This window comes from Paraburkholderia sp. RCC_158 (assembly GCF_041355255.1).
GTDB lineage: Bacteria > Pseudomonadota > Gammaproteobacteria > Burkholderiales > Burkholderiaceae > Paraburkholderia > Paraburkholderia graminis.
Genome location: NZ_JBFUPM010000003.1, coordinates 209,226 through 225,386, shown reverse-complemented (window position 1 = coordinate 225,386; position 16,161 = coordinate 209,226). Strand labels below are relative to the sequence as shown.

The following is a 16,161-nucleotide window of genomic DNA, read 5'->3' as shown; positions in this document are numbered from 1 at the left end:
CACTGCACTGCACGTTACTGCACGGATGAGTTACGACACCTGCGCGGTCTGGCCCGACTCGCTGTACTCGCTCAACACCTGGTTCACTTCGGCAAGCGTGGGCATCGAGGGCGCGGTGCCCGCACGCGTGACCGAGATGCCCGCGAGCGCGCAGCCGAAGCGCATCGCCGCAATCGGGTCTTCGCCGCGCGCAAGCGCAGCCGCGAAGCCGCCCGTGAAGCCGTCGCCCGCGCCCGCCGTTTCCACTACCGTACCGCAGCGGAACGCAGGCAGCCACACCGATTGCGTGGCGTCGTGCAGCAACGCGCCGCCTTCGCCGAGCGTCACGATCGCGGCGCCCACGCCTTTTGCGAGCAGCACGTCGGCCGCGCGCCGCGCGTCGTCGACATTCGCGATCGGCACGCCGGTGAGCGCGGCCGCCTCGCTTTCGTTCGGCGTGATGTAGTCGCACAGCGGGAAGATGTCGTCGTCAAGCGGCATGGCCGGTGCGGGATTGAAGACCGTGATGACGCCATGCTTACGCGCCACTTGGAGTCCGCGCCGCGCGGCCGCGAGCGGCTGCTCGAGCTGCGTGACGAACACGCGCGCGCCGGCAATGTCGGCTTCTATCGCATCGACGTCGGCTGCGCCGAGCGTGCCCGCCGCGCCGGCCGCGACGATGATCGCGTTCATGCCCGTGGTGTCGTCGACGAAGATGTGCGCCGCGCCCGTCGCCACGCCGGGCACCACCGACGCGCGCGCCGTGATGCCCTCGCGCGCCCAGGTGGCCTGTGCGATGGAGCCGAACGCATCGTCGCCGATGCGCGTGCAGAACACGACCTGCGCGCCCGCGCGCGCCGCCGCCACGGCCTGGTTCGAGCCCTTGCCGCCAGGGCCCATCGCGAACGCGGAGCCCGCAATCGTCTCGCCGATGGAAGGCATGCGCGCCGCGCGAAACGTCAGATCGGTCACGTAGATGCCGAGAATGACGACGCGTCCGCTCGCTTGCTGCGCGCTCATGACGGCAGCCCTTCGTGCGCCGCGTGCGATGGCGCAGCGTTCGTCAACAGCAGGAAGTCCAGAATGTTCGGCACGTTGTCTCCTTCATTTTGTGATCGACGCGCATGCTCTGCGCTGCGGTGCGTGTGCTGCTGTGCGGTCAATCTCCGTACGGTATCCAGATGTTCTTCACCTGCACGGCCTGGCGCAGAAACGGCCTGCCCTCGCTCGCACGGTCGAACCAGTTGAACTGGTGGCCGTAGTCGGTGAAGGTGCGCTTCAGATTGCCGACCGATGCGCGCTCGATCAGCGCCGAATCCGCCGCGTTGCCGAAGCACCAGACCGCGTCGACGTCGTCGTGGCTCGCGAGCGCCGGCAGCAGCGCCGCGCGTTTGCCTGTGACGATGTTCACCACGCCGCCGGGCACGTCGGACGTCTCGACGACCTGATAGAAATCCGTCGCGGCGAGCGAACCGGCCTCGCCCGGCAGCACGACCACGCGATTACCCATCGCGAGCGCCGGCGCGATCAGCGAAACGAAAGCCAGCAACGGCGCCTCGTCCGGACACGCAATGCCGATCACGCCGAGCGGCTCGTGCATCGCAAGCGCGACACCGCGCAACGGCGGCGTATGCACCGCGCCGTCGAACTTGTCGGCCCAAGCCGCGTACGTGAAGAGGCGCGTGACCGACGCCTCCACTTCCGCACGCGCCGCGTCAGCCGTCACGCCATGCCGCAAGACGAGCCGATGCGCGAATTCATCGGCGCGCACCGCGAGATTCTCGGCGAGATAGAACAGCACCTGCGCGCGGTTATGCGTGCTCGCCTGCGACCACTTGTGCGCGGCGCGCGCCGCTTCGACCGCGTTGCGTATGTCCTTGCGATTGCCTTCGCTCACCTCGCCGACCGGCGTTCCGTCCGGCGCGTGAATCGTCAGCGAATAGCCGCTGTCCGGCCGCACCTGCTTGCCGCCGATAAAGAGCTTCGCCGTGCGGTCGATGGATACGATGTTCGCGGTGTTCGTCGTGTCCCACTCGGCAGCCGTCTTTACGCCGTCGCTGTCCTCTTGCGTCGCGCTCGGCGGCCGGCGCTTCGGAAGATTGAGCCACGCGCGCGGTTTCAGATATTCGTAAATGCCCTCACGTCCGCCCTCGCGTCCAAAGCCCGACTCGCGATAGCCGCCGAAGCCGACCGCTGCGTCGAACAGGTTCGTCGCGTTGATCCACACCACGCCCGCCGCGAGCCGCGGCGCGACGTCGAGCGCGCGGCCGATGGTCTCGCTCCACACGCTCGCAGCGAGTCCATAGCGCGAATTGTTGGCGAGCGCGGCGGCTTCTTCCGGCGTGCGAAAGCTCATCGACACGAGCACCGGGCCGAAGATTTCCTCCTGAGCCAGAGTCGATGCGGGCGCAACGTTCGTGACCAGCGTCGGCGGATAAAAACAGCCGTTGGCAGGCAGCGTTGTATTACTCGCCTGCCAGATCGCGCAGCCCTCGCGCCGCCCGCTTTCGACGAGCGAGCGAATCCGTTCCAGTTGTACCTGATCGACGATCGCGCCGACGTCGGCATTCTTGTCGAGCGACGTTCCGACGCGCAGCGACTCCATGCGACGCTTGAGCTTCGCGATGAAGCGCGCTTCGATGCCCTCCTGCACCAGCAGACGCGAACCCGCGCAGCACACCTGGCCCTGGTTGAACCAGATCGCGTCGACCACGCCTTCGACCGCGGCGTCGAGATCCGCGTCGTCGAATACGATGAAGGGCGACTTGCCGCCCAACTCAAGCGTCAGCGATTTGCCCGAGCCCGCCGTGACCGAGCGGATCAGCTTGCCCACTTCCGTCGAGCCGGTGAACGCGAGCTTGTCCACTTGCGGGTGCTCGACGAGCGCCGCGCCCGTCGCGCCGTCGCCGGTCACGACATTGAGCACGCCCGCGGGCAGGCCGGCGCGATGCGCGAGCTCGGCGAACAGGAGCGCGGTGAGCGGCGTGTATTCGGCCGGCTTCAGCACGACGCAATTGCCCGTTGCGATAGCCGGCGCGATCTTCCACGCGAGCATCAGCAGCGGGAAATTCCACGGCACGATCTGGCCGATTACGCCGAGCGGCGCGTGATCGGCGAACTCGCTGTCCTGCAACTGCGCCCAGCCGGCGTGATGCAGAAAATGACGCGCGACGAGCGGCACGTCGATGTCGCGCGTCTCGCGAATCGGCTTGCCGTTGTCGAGCGCTTCGAGCACCGCGAAAAGCCGGCTATGCCGCTGCACCATGCGCGAGAGCGCATACAGATGCCGTGCGCGTGCCGCGCCGCCCGCCGCGAGCCAGCCGGGTTGCGCGGCGCGCGCGGCGGCTACCGCGGCGTCGACATCGGCTGCATCGCCCTGGGCGACTTCGGCAAGGCGCTCGCCGCTTGCCGGCGCGTGCGACACAAAATGCGCGCCGCTTGCGGGCGCGTGCCACGCGCCGTTGATGAAATGCCCGAAGCGCGCGTCATGTTGCGCGAGCCAGGCGCGCGCGGGCTGGTCGCCCTCGGACGAGGGGCCGTATTCCATCGAAGAAAAATACTCCGCTACGCTCATGGGTTGGGTCTGCTTCAGGCTACGGGGTGACGGTTGAAAGCGGAATAACGGCCGCTCACGTGATGTTCGAGTTGCCGCTCGATGTCGGCGAGCAGGCTCGATGCGCCGATGCGCAACAGCTCCGGCTCGAGCCACGCGCGGCCAAGTTCTTCCTTCATCAGGATCTGATACGCCAGCACCGACTTCGCGCTCGACACGCCGCCTGCCGGCTTGAAGCCGATGAGCACGCCGGTGCGCTCGTGGTATTCGCGGATCATGCGCGCCATGACGAGCGACACGTCGAGCGTCGCGTTCACGCCTTCCTTGCCCGTCGACGTCTTGATGAAGTCGGCGCCGGCCATCATGCAGACCATCGACGCGCGCGCCACGTTCGACAGCGTGCGGATGTCGCCGGTCGCGAGAATCGCCTTCAGATGCGCCGGGCCGCAGGCCGCGCGAAACTCGCGCACTTCGTCGTACAGCGCCTGCCAGTTGCCGGTCAGCACGTATTCGCGCGTGACGACGATGTCGATTTCCGCGGCGCCGTCGGCGACCGACGCCTCGATTTCCTTCAGCTTCAGCGGATGCGGAATCAGTCCGGCCGGAAAGCCGGTCGACACCGCCGCGACGGGCACGCCGCTGCCTTCTAGCGCATCCACGGCGGCGGCGACGAAGCGGTGATAGACGCATACCGCGCCAGTCGTGATGCGCTGCGGCGCCATGCCGAGCGCGTCGAGAATATCGGCGCGCACCGGCTGGCGCGCCTTCGCGCACAGGCGCCGCACGCGGCCTTCGGTGTCGTCGCCGCTGAGCGTGGTGAGGTCGATGCAGGTGACGGCTTTCAGCAGCCAGGCGGCCTGCGCGTCTTTCTTGACGCTGCGGCGCGCGACGAGCGTGGCCGAGCGCCGTTCGACCGCCGACTGGTTGACGCGCAAACCGTCGAGCCACGAAGCGTCGAACGGCATGCCCGGATTGCGCACCGGATGAACGAGCGGCCCGCCGCGCAGCGCGACGACCGATGACGACGGAGAGGAATCAGGCATGAGGCGTCCGGGGTTGGAATGCGGCACGACGGCGAGCCGGCGAATGACGGGGCTATGTTACTCCGTTTGATAGGATTGTCACACGCAGTACGGGTAAATCCTCACATTGCGGGCGGCGAATGCTGTTGTTGCGGTGTCTGCATGTGAGGCGAGGCGCTTGAACGTGATGTAGACGTCACAAACCACGTTGCGAGGTTGTTGGGCTGCCCCCTCCCAAGCCGCCAATCTGACTGCGTTTCTCACGTGAGAACGTGCGGGTTTGCCCGCAGCCGGCGCGTCACAAGGCAAAATACGGGTTTTGCGCGCGCGGATTGCGCCGGTCGCGCCAAGCAAAGCGCACCGCTCGCTGCGTCGCAGGCTTTCCGCGATACGAACATCGCCACAGGGCGCCGTGGGCCGTTTCGCCCGCCGCGCCCACTCCCGGACACAGGACAGCTCGTCCTCTAACAGAGCCTCTCAGGAGCATTTATGACCGATTCGAACCCGTCCTTCCTCGGCAGGATTTCGCTGGCCGTCAGCGCGTTTTTCCGCATTCTCAGCGATGGCGAATTCGCCGCCGCGGTGCTGCGCGTGCGCGACGGCGGCGCGGCTGCGCAAGCGCAAACTCCCGCACAAACGCAAACCCAGGCGCCCTCGCCGGCCCCCAAGGCCGCGCCGACGCTCAAGGAAGCCAGCCCCGACGCCGCGCTGCAACTGCTCGGCCTCTTGCAACGCGACGCGCGCTTCATCGATTTCGTCGAGGAAGACATCAAGCGTTTCAGCGACGCCGACATCGGCGCCGCCGCGCGCCTCGTGCACGAAGGCTGCCGCGCGACGCTGCGCGAGCACTTCACGATCCGCCCGGTGCGCGACGAGGCGGAAGGCAGCCGCGTCACGCTTCAGGAAGGTTTCGACGCGAGCGCGATCCGTCTGACGGGCAACGTGGTCGGCCGCGCGCCGTTTGTCGGCAGCATCAGCCACCGCGGCTGGCGCGTCGACGACGTGCGTCTGCCGAAGCTCGCGGAAAGCCATAACGCGAAGGTCATCGCGCCCGCCGAGGTGGAGCTATGAGCGGCGCGCGTTATTCCATCGGCATCGATCTGGGCACCACGCACTGCGCGCTCTCCTACGTCGACACCAGCGCAAGCGACGGCGAGAAGACCACGCTGGCGGTGCTGCCCATCGCGCAATTGACGGGCCCCGGCGCAATTGCCGATCTCGATCTGCTGCCCTCGTTCCTGTATCTGCCGCATCCCGACGAACTCGGTTCGGGTGACCTGCATCTGCCGTGGACGGGCGAGCGCCAGTTCGCGGTCGGTGAATTCGCGCGCAGCCGCGGCGCGGCGACGCCGATCCGGCTCGTCTCGAGCGCGAAAAGCTGGCTGTGCCATCCGGGCGTCGACCGGCGCGCGGCGATCCTGCCGAGCGATGCGCCGCCCGAAGTCGCGCGCGTGTCGCCGCTCGAAAGTTCGGTCCGCTATCTGACGCATTTGCGCGAAGCGTGGGACCACGCGCATCCAGACGCGCCGTTTCACGAGCAGGACATCACGGTGACGATTCCCGCCTCGTTCGATCCGGCCGCGCGCGAACTGACCGCCGAAGCCGCGCAAGCCGCGGGCTACGGCCGCATGACGCTGCTCGAGGAACCGCAGGCCGCGCTGTATAGCTGGATTCAGAAGAGCGGCGGCCAGTGGCGCAAGCAGGTCAAGGTCGGCGACATCATTCTCGTGGTCGATGTCGGCGGCGGCACGACCGACCTCTCGCTGATCGCGGTGGTCGAGCGCGAGGGCAATCTCGAACTGCATCGCGTGGCGGTCGGCGAACACATTCTGCTCGGCGGCGACAACATGGACCTCGCGCTCGCGCACGTGGTCGCGCGCAAGCTCGCGGCGCAAGGCACGCAGGCCGACGCGTGGCAGTTGCGCGCCCTCACCTATGCGTGCCGCTCGGCGAAGGAAACGCTGCTAAGCGACCCGACCACCGACACCGTGCCGCTCGTCGTGCCGAGCCGCGGCTCGAAGCTGATCGGCGGATCGATCCGCACGGAGCTCACGCGCGCGGAGTTGACGCAGACGATTCTCGACGGCTTTTTCCCGCAGGTGGAGAGCGCCGCCCGGCCGGTGAGCCGCACGCGCGCCGGCCTCACGCAACTCGGCTTGCCGTATGCGCAGGACGCGGGCATCACGCGGCATCTGGCGGCGTTTCTCGGCCGTCAGGTCGGCGCGCTCGCGGAACTGGAAGGCTTGCGCGAGACGGCTGCCGACGCGTCCGCGCAAGGCGCGAGCTTCCTGCATCCGACGGCGGTGCTGTTCAACGGCGGCGTGTTCAAGTCGACGCTGCTCGTCGAGCGGATCATGAGCACGCTGAACGGCTGGCTCGCCGCGGAAGGCGCGGCGCCCGCGCGCCTGCTCGAAGGCGCCGATCTCGATCTGGCCGTCGCGCGCGGCGCGGCGTATTACGGCTACGTGCGGCGCGGCCAGGGCGTGCGGATTCGCGGCGGCACCGCGCGGGCGTATTACATCGCGATCGAATCGGCGATGCCCGCCGTGCCTGGCCTCGAGCCGCCCATCCAGGCGCTGTGCGTCGCGCCGTTCGGCATGGAAGAAGGCACCGAGGCCGAGTTACCGGCGCAGGAGTTTGGGCTTGTCGTCGGCGAGCCGGTGCATTTCCGTTTCTTCGGGTCGTCGGTGCGTCGTCAGGATCAGGTCGGCACGCTGCTCGACTTCTGGGGCCCCGATGAGTTGCAGGAACTCGAAGAGATTCAGGCGACGCTGCCCGCCTCCGGCCGCAGGTCCGGCGAGGTCGTGCCCGTGAAGCTGCACGCGCGCGTGACCGAAGCGGGCACGCTCGAACTGGAAGCGGTGCCGCGCGGAACGGACGAGCGCTGGAAAGTCGAATTCGATGTGCGCGGCAACGCGAATGCATGACTGAGATGAAGCGGTACAGCGTCGGCATCGACCTCGGCACGAGCAACACGGTGCTTGCGTATGCGCAGGCCGGCTCGCAGGAGATTCGCGTCTTCGAGATCGAGCAGCTTGTTAGTCCGGGCGAGGTTGCCGCGCGGCCGCTATTGCCTTCGGTGCGGTATCACGCGGCGCCGGGCGAGCTGGATGCGGGGGATTTGCAGTTGCCGTGGACCTCGGGATGCGGGGTGCAGGCGGTCGGGGCAAGCGTCTCGGTCTCGGTCTCGGGCGAAAGCGCGGCGCGAGCCGCGGCGCCTTCCACCGACGATCAGGACGCGCCGTCCATCGTCATCGGCCGGCTTGCGCGCGTGCTCGGCGCGCAGGTCCCTGGACGTCTCGTCGCCAGCGCAAAAAGCTGGCTCTCGCATGCCGCCGTCGATCGCGTCGCGCCGATCCTGCCTTGGGGCGCCGCCGACGATGTCCGCAAGGTCTCGCCCGTCGAAGCCAGCGCGAGCTATCTCGCGCACGTGCGCGCGGCGTGGAATCAGCGCTTTCCCGACGCGCCGCTCGAACAGCAGGACGTGGTGCTCACGGTCCCCGCATCGTTCGACGAAGGCGCGCGGGCGCTGACCGTCGAAGCGGCGCGCATGGCCGGGCTGCCGTCGTTGCGGCTGCTGGAAGAGCCGCAGGCAGCCTTCTACGACTGGCTGTTCCATCATCGCGAGCGGCTTGCCGACGAACTGGCGCACACGCGTCTCGTGCTGATCTGCGACGTCGGCGGCGGCACCACCGACCTGACGCTGATCGAAGTAAGCATGGCCGACGGCGAGCCGCAGCTCACGCGTATCGGCGTCGGCAATCATCTGATGCTCGGCGGCGACAACATGGACCTCGCGCTCGCGCATCTCGTCGAAGCGCGGCTGCCTGGCGGCGGCGAGCGCGCGCGTTTGTCGGCGGCGAGCCTGTCGCAACTGGTCGAGCGCTGCCGCGGCGCGAAGGAGTTGCTGCTCGGGCCGCAAGCGCCCGACTCGGCGTCGATCACGCTGCTCGGCGCGGGCGCGAAGCTCGTCGGCGGCGCGCGAACGGCGCAGGTCACGCGCGACGAGGTGGAGCGTGTGATCGTCGATGGATTTTTTCCGGCGGTGGCTGCACACGAACGGCCGGGCCGGCCGCGCGGCGCGATCGTCGAGTTCGGTCTGCCGTACGCAACCGATGCCGCCGTCACACGGCATATCGCCGCTTTTCTGGGCCGCTTCGAGGCGCAGTCGCGCAAGGCGTTGGGGCGGGAGAAAGACGAACCCACTGCACTCCCCGTCCCCGATACGCTGCTGCTCAACGGCGGCGTGTTCCGCGCGCAGGCGTTGACGCAGCGCCTCGCCGACACATTGGGCGCGTGGCGCGGCGAACCGCTGCATGTGCTGGAGAACGACAATCCGGACGTCGCCGTCGCGCGCGGCGCTGTTGCCTACAGCCTCGCACGCGCGGGCGGCGCGCCGAAAATCGGCGGCGGTTCGCCACGCAGCTATTTTCTCGTGCTGGATGAACCCGCCGACGCGCGCGAGGAACGGCAGCGCTCGCAACCCACACCGCCCGAGCAAACCACCCAACGCGGCATCTGCCTTCTGCCGCGCGGCACCGAGGAAGGCCACGAAATCCTCATCGCCGATCGCACGTTCGCGCTGCGGCTCGGGCATCCGGTGCGCTTTCACCTCGTGTCGTCGAGCGCGGACACCGTGTATGCACCAGGCGAACTGGCGGACCTCGCGGGCGGCGACTTCGTGCGCCTGCCGCCCATCGCCACCATCGTCCCGCCGCAGGGCGCGGGCAGCGCCCGCGAGCGAGCCGTGCGCATCGCGACTTCGCTGACCGAAGTCGGCACGCTAGAAGTCCACTGCATCGACCGCGACAATCCTGCCGAGCGTTGGTTGCTTGAGTTCCAGTTGCGTCGTGAGCATGCTCAAGTCGATCTCGCCGACGATGCCGCCGCGGCGCGGCATCCGCGGCTCGACGAAGCCATCGCGCAGATCGACCGCTCGTTCGGTTCGCGCTCGCAAGACGTCGATAAAAAGGAAGTCAAACGTCTGCGCGCGCAGCTCGAACAACTGCTCGGCCCGCGCGAGAGCTGGAACAGCGCGCTGCTACGCGAACTGTTCGGCGCGCTGTGGGAACGCGCGCGCAGGCGGCGCCGCTCGGCGGATCATGAGCGGCTCTGGCTGAACCTCGCCGGCTATTGCGTGCGGCCAGGCTTTGGTTATCCGCTCGACGAATGGCGCGTCGAACAACTGTGGTCGCTCTTCGACGACGGTATTCAGTACGTCCAGGAAAGCCAGGTCTGGTCCGAATGGTGGACGCTGTGGCGGCGCGCCGCTGGCGGCCTCGACGAAACCGCGCAACTGCGCGTGCTCGATGCAATGACCTATCTGCAAACGGCCGCGCAGTCGCGTCACAAGCTGCCGTTCGACGTCGCGAAAACCGGTATCGCCGATATGGTTCGGCTGAGCGCGTCGCTGGAACGCATTCCGGTGGAGCGCAAGATCGAACTCGGCGAGTCGGTGCTCGCGCGCTTGCGCAAGCCTTCGGAGAATCATCAGAGCTGGTGGGCCGTCGGGCGGATCGGCGCGCGCCGGCCGTTCTATGGCAGCGCGCACAACGTCGTGCCGGCCGATGTCGCGAGTGGATGGCTCGACGCGATTCTCGCGCTCGACTGGAAGAAGATCGACCCGGCCGCGTTCGCCGCCGTGCAGATCGCGCGCATGACCGGCGACCGCTCGCGCGATCTGCCGCACGAGTTGCGCGACGCCGTGATTCGCAGGTTAGAGGCGGCGAGCGCGCCGCGCGCGTGGATCGCGATGGTCGGCGAGGTGGTCGAACTGGATAATGCGGACGAAGGCCGCGTGTTCGGGGAGTCCTTGCCTGCGGGGTTGAAGCTGATTTCCGACTAAGTTGGGACCGGCGCCCAACACGCCCCTCAAGGCCGCTCGCCCCGCGCGAGCCGCGCGTCGATATCGCGGACCACCGGCATCAGATCCGCGACGCTGTCGATCACATAATGCGCGCCCGCGGCCCGCAATCTGTCGATCGCGGCCGCGCGGCGCCGCGCGAAGTCGTCGGGCGCGAGCGCCTTGACGTCGTCCTCCGCCATACCGAACGCATTGCCGCTGACGGCGACACCCACCGCCCACGTGCCGCCGTTAATGCCTTCCTCGATGCCGACTTCCGTATCGTCGACCTTGATCGCGTCTTTCGCGCGCCACACGCCCAGTTCCGGCAGCGTCTTGTAGATCATGTACGGCGACGGCCGCCCTTCGGGCGTATCGCCCGTGCACACGATGCTGTCCGGCGAGAAGCCCTGGGCCGCCGCGCCCGGCACGATCTCGGCCATGATCTCGCGCGTGTAGCCCGTCGTTGTGCCGATGCGGATGTCGTCGCCGCGCAGCGCGCTCGTCACTTCGGCGACGCCCGGAATCACCGAACTGTAGCTCGCGGCCACCGCGATATTCTTCGGCACGAACACGTCGTACACGGCGTCGATGTCGGCGTCGCCCGGCGCGTGGCCATACCTGTCGGCCCATGCGCGCGCGACGCGCGGCAGCGCCATCAGCGCCGCGATATGCGGGCGCTTGGCCATGCCCATCGGTCCGCGCGCTTCGTCGATCGTGATCGGCACGCCGAACTGCTCGAAGGTTTCGACAAACGCGCCCATCGGCGCAAGAGAACCGTAGTCGACCACCGTGCCGGCCCAGTCGAAAATCACCGCCTTGACGTGCTTCATCGTATTTCGTTCGCTTCCATTCGATGTTGTCTGCTATCGCTCATGCAAGCTCCGCCAGCAGCTTGCGTTCTTCGATGGCGGCGGCCGGCGGCGCGGCGTGATCGACGCCCATCGTCCGCAGCGCGCTCGCGCAGGCTTGCACGACGCGGCGCATCACCTGCGCGTCCACCTGGCCGATGCAGCCGATGCGGAAACTCTCCACCACCGTCAGCTTGCCCGGATAAATGATGAAACCCTGTTGCTTCATTAGTTCGTAGAACTGCTCAAAGCTGAACGCCGGATGCGCCGGCGAGAAAAACGTCACGATGATCGGCGAACGCCAGCGCGCATTCAGGAGCGGCTCGAAGCCGAGTTCCTGCATGCCCGCGACCAGCACGTCGCGATTGTTCGCATAACGCGCGAGGCGAGCGGGCTGCCCGCCTTCGAGCTTGTGAAGCCGCAGCGCCTCGATAAACGCGGCGACCGTGTGCGTTGGCGGCGTGAAGCGCCACTGGCCGGTGCGGTTCATCACGTCCCATTGACCGTGCACGTCGAGCGCGAGCGAATGGCTGCGCCCGCGCGCGTCGTGCAGCGCGCTCTTCTTCGCAATCACGAAGCCGAAGCCGGGCACGCCCTCGATACATTTGTTCGCCGACGAGACGAACGCCTCGCACGCGATCTCACGCACGTCGAGCGGCACCGCGCCGAATGCGCTCATCGAGTCGATCAGCAGCTTGCAGCCTTTCGCCGCCGTGACCGCGGCAATCTCCTCGATCGGATTGAGAATGCCCGAGCTCGTTTCGCAATGCACGGCGACGACATGCGTGATGGCCGGCTCGGCATCGAGCATGCGTTCGACTTCCGTCGCGCGCGGCGGCAAGTAATCGCCCTTGTCGAGCACGGTATGCGCGCGGCCGAGATAGCGCAGCGTCGTCGCGATGCGTTTGCCGTAGGCGCCGTTCGCAAGCACGAGCGCATGGCCGTCGCGCGGAATCAGACTGCCCAGCATCGCTTCGACGCAATAGCTGCCGCTGCCTTGCAACGGCACGCAATCGTATTCGCCGGCCTCGTCGCTTGCGTCACCTGCGATGTCGAGCAGGCTGCGGCGCAGTTGCGCGGTCATCGCGCGAAAATCGCCGTCCCACGAACCCCAGTCGCGCAGCATCGCCTGCTTGGTCGAGAAGGCGGTGGTCAGCGGGCCGGGCGTCAACAGATAAGGCTCGCCTTGGGCCGGCGGCGGGCAGCTTGCGCTTTCTTGCGCTGTCGCCGGGGAATTGCCAGTCGCGCTTTGCATGCCCAATCTCCGGTCTGGCTGGTTGAGATAGCGCCTACAGTACCGAAACGTGGTGCATCGGTAAAATCGATATAATCGATGCGCTCATCGTAAATACTTATAGCCGGCGAGTTTCGCTGCGACGGAGGCTCAGGTGCAATACGCGCAATTGCGGGCGTTTCATGCGGTCGCGGAACATGGCGGCTTTTCGCGGGCCGCCGAGGCGTTGTCGCTTTCCCAACCGGCGGTGTCGGATCACGTGCGGCGGCTCGAGCAGGATTACGGCGTGAAGCTGTTCGAGCGCGGGCCGCGCGGCGTCGAGACCACCGAGCTCGGGCTACGCCTTTTCAGCGTGACGCGGCAGATGCTCGGTTGCGAGCGCGACGCGCGGCAGTTGCTCGAATCGGCGGGCGGCCTGGAGTCGGGGTCGCTGTCGCTCGCGGCGGACGCGCCCGATCTCGCCGTCGCGCTGATCCGCGCGTTTCGCAAGCTGCATCCGGGGATCGTGGTGACGCTGTCCATCGCCAATGCGGCGGACTGCATGCAGCGCGTGCTGTCGAGCGCCGTCGACGCCGCCATTACCGCCGCGCCGCAGGTTCACAGCCGGCTCGAATCGCGCGTATTGCGGCGCGATCCGCTGGTCGCGATGGTGCCGGTGCGCTATCCCGTCGCGAAGAAACGCAAGCTGAGTTACGGGGAACTCGTGCAGCAGCCGATGATTTTTCGCGAGCCGCAATCGGTCACGCAGCAATTGCTGGAGATCGAACTGGTGCGCGAGTCGCTGCAAGTGGAGCCGGTCATGTATGTCGACGGCCGCGAGGCGCTCGAGGAAGCCGTCGCGCAAGGCATGGGCGTCGGCGTGATCGCGCGCGCGGAATTCAACCCGTCGCGGCGCATCCGGATGATTCCGCTCGACGATTGTCAGGTGCGGATGACCGAATCGCTCACGCGGCTCGCCGGACGGCCGGGGTCGAATCTGCTCGATGCGCTCTTTGCCGTCCGCTTGCCGGGCAGCGAGGAATAAGCGAGGCAAAAAGCGACGCGCAAAAAAAGCGGCACCCGAGGGCGCCGCTTTGCCGCTACTTCAATGGATATTCTTAACGCACGCCGCCGCTGACGATGAGGCTTTCACCGGTGATCCAGCGCGCGTCGTTGGATGCGAGGAAGGTGACGACGTCCGCGATGTCGTCCGGCTGGCCGAGGCGGCCAAGCGGCGTCGTGCTCAGCGCCCACTGCTCCAGGTCCGAACCGATGATGCCTGCGCTATGCGTGCCTTCCGTCACGACCATGCCCGGATTCACCGAGTTCACGCGAATCTTGCGCGGCGCGAGGTCCTTCGCGAGCACGCCCGTGATGCTGTCCACCGCGCCCTTCGTCGCTGAATAGACTGCGCTCGTCGGCGGCGTGATGCGGCTCGCGACCGAGCTCACGTTGACGATGCTCGCGCCCTCGCCCAGATGCTTGACCGCTGCCTGCGTGACCAGCAGCAGACCGAGCACGTTCACATTGAAGTGCTTATGGAAGTGCGCTTCGGTGATGTCCTCGATCGCCGCGAATTCGTACACGCCCGAGTTGTTGACGAGGATATCGAGGCGGCCGTAGGTTTCGACGGCGCTGTCGATAATGCCTTTCGCATCGGCGGCTTTCGATACGTCGCCGCCGACGGCGATGGCCTTGCCGCCCGCGGCGGTGATCGCAGCCACCACTTCGTCCGCGCCTGCCTTGCTCGACGCGTAGTTCACGACTACCGACGCGCCTTGCGCGGCCAATCCCTTTGCGATTGCCGCGCCGATACCTTTCGATGCACCCGTTACGACTGCGACCTTGCCTGTGAGCTTACTCATGATCTGGTTCGTCCTTTGACTGGATTTGCGCCGGCGTGCTGCCGCGGAGTTCGCGGCATTCACGCTGCTTCAGCAGGACGCTGCGGCGCTGACACTGGTGACAATGTAAGCACCACGGCCACGCGGATAAAGCGGCTCAAGGCGAATAGATACGTCAAGGCAGCCGAACAATGGGAAAGATGCGGTCGGCCGGCGATGTGTCGCGCTCACCGCTTGCGTCCGAAGACGAGAATATGCAGAGCGATGCTCAGCAGCACCGCCAATGCACCTAAAGTATCCAATGCAGCAGACAACACGATCGTCTCCTTGGCAGCTCGGGCTGCTCATTGCTTGAGAACGATTGCATGGCCCTTCGATTAAAGGACTTTTGCAACGCGCGCCGCGAATCAGGCAAACAACAGGGCAACCAACAATAGAGCAAACTTCCGACGACAACTCCGCCCGCCGCAGTAGACAATGCCCTGATCCCGGCCACCGCTCGCCATGCCTATGAAAGCGCAACGTCCGCCTCGTCCTCCGCCGCTTCCTCGCGAATCGCTTCATGCCGAGTGGCGCGATCACACGCTGCCCTATATTGTCGTCGCCGCGGCGGTCGCGCTTGTCGTCACGCTGATCGTGTGGCTCGTCGATCCGGCGCCGCCGAAAACGATCACGCTCAGCGCCGGTCCGCAAGATAGCTCGTTTGTCGCCGCCGCCGATCAGTACAAGAAAATTCTCGCGCAAAACGGCATCAAACTGAACGTACTGGAATCGGACGGCTCGGTGCAGAACCTTCAGCGTCTGCTCGATCCGAAGCAGCACGTCGACCTCGCGCTCGTGCAAGGCGGCGTGGCGGACGGTCTGGATACGTCGTCGCTGATGTCGCTCGGCAGCGTCTTTTATGTGCCGATCGTGGTGTTTTATCGCGGCACCGGCGTAACGGAGCTCGCGCAGCTCGAAGGCAAGCGGATCGCCGTGGGCCGTGAAGGCAGCGGCACGCGCCTGCTCGCGCTGAAGCTGCTGGACGCGAACGGCATTGGGTCCGGCGACGATACGACGCTCGTGCCGAGCGACGGTCTGCAAGCGGCCACGCAGCTCGTCGCGGGCGAGGTCGATGCGGCGATTCTCAGCGGCGATTCCGCGACCCGCGGGCTGATGCTGCGCCTGCTTCGCGTGCCCGGCATTTCGGTGATGAATTTCGACGAAGCCAGCGCCTATACGCGGCTTTTTCCGTATCTGGATCAGATCGATCTGCCGCCTGGCGTGCTGGATCTGCGGCACAAGATTCCGCCCGAGACCGTGCATCTGATCAGCCCGACGGTCGAGCTTGTCGCGCGAACCGATCTGCATCCGGCCATTTCCGATCTGCTGATCGAGGCGGCGCAGGAAGTGCACGGCAGGCCGGGCCTGCTGCAGCGCGCGGGACAATTCCCGAGCCCGATCGCGCACGAGTATCAGATCAGCGAGGACGCGCAGCGCTACTACCGCACCGGCAAGAGCTTCCTATACCGGACGCTGCCGTTCTGGCTCGCGAGCATCGGCGACCGCACGCTCGTGCTGCTGTTGCCGATCGCCGTGCTGCTTTTTCCGGCGATGCGGCTGGTTCCGGCGCTGTATCGCTGGCGGGTGCGTTCGCGCATCTATCGCTATTACGGTTCGCTGATCGCGATCGAGCGCGGCGCGCTCGCGCAAACCACCGACGAAGAGCGCAAGCGGCTCTTCGCGGAACTGGATCAGATCGAGGAATCGTTGAATCGGCTGCGCATGCCGCTCGCTTACGCCGACGCGTTCTATGTGCTGCGCGAACACGTCGGCTTCGTGCGCGGCCGGCTGGGGGCGGCGGTGCGTTGAGCGGCC

Annotated in this window: 11 protein-coding genes; 5 read left to right on the top strand and 6 right to left on the bottom strand. The window is 66.9% G+C overall.

Annotated elements, in window-relative coordinates:
- Positions 1 to 30 precede the first annotated feature (30 nt).
- The 3 genes from AB6809_RS08050 to deoC all read right to left on the bottom strand — a co-directional run bounded on the left by AB6809_RS08050 (position 31) and on the right by deoC (position 4,575).
- Positions 31 to 999 (bottom strand): ribokinase, encoded by a 969-nt coding sequence (locus AB6809_RS08050; RefSeq protein WP_114156149.1) that lies wholly within the window; start codon positions 997 to 999, stop codon positions 31 to 33.
- A 139-nt stretch (positions 1,000 to 1,138) separates the two neighbouring features.
- A complete protein-coding gene (locus AB6809_RS08045) occupies positions 1,139 to 3,553 on the bottom strand; it encodes an aldehyde dehydrogenase family protein (protein WP_371026296.1) in 2,415 nt (804 codons plus the stop codon).
- A gap of 14 nt (positions 3,554 to 3,567) precedes the next feature.
- The gene (gene deoC / locus AB6809_RS08040; RefSeq protein WP_371026294.1) at positions 3,568 to 4,575 is read right to left on the bottom strand and encodes a deoxyribose-phosphate aldolase; all 1,008 of its coding nucleotides are present in this window, start codon (positions 4,573 to 4,575) and stop codon (positions 3,568 to 3,570) included.
- Between the two features lie 468 nt (positions 4,576 to 5,043).
- On the opposite strand from deoC, the gene AB6809_RS08035 reads away from it, so the two are divergent.
- The 3 genes from AB6809_RS08035 to AB6809_RS08025 are packed head-to-tail and all read left to right on the top strand — an operon-like array spanning position 5,044 to position 10,399.
- Positions 5,044 to 5,625 carry a DUF2760 domain-containing protein gene (locus tag AB6809_RS08035; RefSeq protein ID WP_371026293.1) on the top strand — a complete coding sequence of 194 codons (582 nt, stop codon included), beginning with the start codon at positions 5,044 to 5,046 and terminating at the stop codon, positions 5,623 to 5,625.
- Positions 5,622 to 7,481: an Hsp70 family protein gene (locus AB6809_RS08030; RefSeq protein ID WP_371026291.1), complete on the top strand. Its 1,860-nt coding sequence runs from the start codon at positions 5,622 to 5,624 to the stop codon at positions 7,479 to 7,481. Before AB6809_RS08035 ends, AB6809_RS08030 begins: the two co-directional genes overlap by 4 nt.
- Entirely contained in the window at positions 7,478 to 10,399 is a 2,922-nt protein-coding gene (locus AB6809_RS08025; RefSeq protein WP_371026290.1) for an Hsp70 family protein, read from the top strand. Before AB6809_RS08030 ends, AB6809_RS08025 begins: the two co-directional genes overlap by 4 nt.
- A gap of 26 nt (positions 10,400 to 10,425) precedes the next feature.
- On the opposite strand, the gene phnX is transcribed toward AB6809_RS08025, so the two are convergent.
- Positions 10,426 to 11,229, bottom strand: coding sequence for a phosphonoacetaldehyde hydrolase (phnX, locus tag AB6809_RS08020; RefSeq protein ID WP_006052812.1), 804 nt, complete (start codon positions 11,227 to 11,229; stop codon positions 10,426 to 10,428).
- A 40-nt stretch (positions 11,230 to 11,269) separates the two neighbouring features.
- Positions 11,270 to 12,502 carry a 2-aminoethylphosphonate--pyruvate transaminase gene (locus AB6809_RS08015; protein WP_371026289.1) on the bottom strand — a complete coding sequence of 411 codons (1,233 nt, stop codon included), beginning with the start codon at positions 12,500 to 12,502 and terminating at the stop codon, positions 11,270 to 11,272.
- A 133-nt stretch (positions 12,503 to 12,635) separates the two neighbouring features.
- Between AB6809_RS08015 and AB6809_RS08010 the strand changes: the two genes are divergently transcribed.
- Positions 12,636 to 13,505 (top strand): LysR substrate-binding domain-containing protein, encoded by an 870-nt coding sequence (locus tag AB6809_RS08010; protein ID WP_107707799.1) that lies wholly within the window; start codon positions 12,636 to 12,638, stop codon positions 13,503 to 13,505.
- A 73-nt stretch (positions 13,506 to 13,578) separates the two neighbouring features.
- On the opposite strand, the gene AB6809_RS08005 is transcribed toward AB6809_RS08010, so the two are convergent.
- Positions 13,579 to 14,325 (bottom strand): glucose 1-dehydrogenase, encoded by a 747-nt coding sequence (locus AB6809_RS08005; protein ID WP_006052815.1) that lies wholly within the window; start codon positions 14,323 to 14,325, stop codon positions 13,579 to 13,581.
- Positions 14,326 to 14,814: 489 nt separating this feature from the next.
- Between AB6809_RS08005 and AB6809_RS08000 the strand changes: the two genes are divergently transcribed.
- Positions 14,815 to 16,155, top strand: coding sequence for a TAXI family TRAP transporter solute-binding subunit (locus AB6809_RS08000; protein ID WP_371026288.1), 1,341 nt, complete (start codon positions 14,815 to 14,817; stop codon positions 16,153 to 16,155).
- Positions 16,156 to 16,161: the final 6 nt, after the last annotated feature.

Excerpts from the sequence above, each read along its gene's own strand:
- AB6809_RS08050 (WP_114156149.1), bottom strand. The coding sequence starts at position 999 with ATGAGCGCGCAGCAAGCGAGCGGACGCGTCGTCATTCTCGGCATCTAC.
- AB6809_RS08045 (WP_371026296.1), bottom strand. The coding sequence starts at position 3,553 with ATGAGCGTAGCGGAGTATTTTTCTTCGATGGAATACGGCCCCTCGTCC.
- deoC (WP_371026294.1), bottom strand. The coding sequence starts at position 4,575 with ATGCCTGATTCCTCTCCGTCGTCATCGGTCGTCGCGCTGCGCGGCGGG.
- AB6809_RS08035 (WP_371026293.1), top strand. The coding sequence starts at position 5,044 with ATGACCGATTCGAACCCGTCCTTCCTCGGCAGGATTTCGCTGGCCGTC.
- AB6809_RS08030 (WP_371026291.1), top strand. The coding sequence starts at position 5,622 with ATGAGCGGCGCGCGTTATTCCATCGGCATCGATCTGGGCACCACGCAC.
- AB6809_RS08025 (WP_371026290.1), top strand. The coding sequence starts at position 7,478 with ATGACTGAGATGAAGCGGTACAGCGTCGGCATCGACCTCGGCACGAGC.
- phnX (WP_006052812.1), bottom strand. The coding sequence starts at position 11,229 with ATGAAGCACGTCAAGGCGGTGATTTTCGACTGGGCCGGCACGGTGGTC.
- AB6809_RS08015 (WP_371026289.1), bottom strand. The coding sequence starts at position 12,502 with ATGCAAAGCGCGACTGGCAATTCCCCGGCGACAGCGCAAGAAAGCGCA.
- AB6809_RS08005 (WP_006052815.1), bottom strand. The coding sequence starts at position 14,325 with ATGAGTAAGCTCACAGGCAAGGTCGCAGTCGTAACGGGTGCATCGAAA.
- AB6809_RS08000 (WP_371026288.1), top strand. The coding sequence starts at position 14,815 with ATGAAAGCGCAACGTCCGCCTCGTCCTCCGCCGCTTCCTCGCGAATCG.